The organism is Pseudomonas sp. 2995-1 (genome assembly GCF_002742505.1).
GTDB classification, from domain to species: Bacteria; Pseudomonadota; Gammaproteobacteria; order Pseudomonadales; family Pseudomonadaceae; genus Aquipseudomonas; species Aquipseudomonas sivasensis.
In genome coordinates this window covers 1-246 of the sequence record NZ_LJSA01000613.1, presented here as the reverse complement: position 1 = coordinate 246, position 246 = coordinate 1, and the positions used below count along the sequence as shown (strand labels likewise).

The 246-nt window shown below is 40.7% G+C and carries 1 protein-coding gene; it reads left to right on the top strand.

The window, feature by feature from the left end:
• On the top strand, window positions 1-246 hold a 246-nt coding region (locus AOA61_RS30090; RefSeq protein ID WP_305886530.1), incomplete at both ends, for a biotin/lipoyl-containing protein.

Below are 246 nucleotides of genomic sequence, written 5' to 3'. Positions count from 1 at the left end.
TGAAAGTGTCACTGAAGGAACAATCACGAAATGGCTAGTAAAACCCGGTGACAGCGTAAATAAATATGACCCCATTGCTGAGGTTATGACAGACAAAGTGAACGCTGAAGTTCCATCTTCCTATTCAGGAACTATTAGTGAACTCATTGCTAAAGAAGATGAAACAATTGCTGTGGGTGAAGTGATATGTACTATGAAGGTGGATGGAGATGTAGAAGTCAGTGACAGTGGAGAAAAAGCACAAGT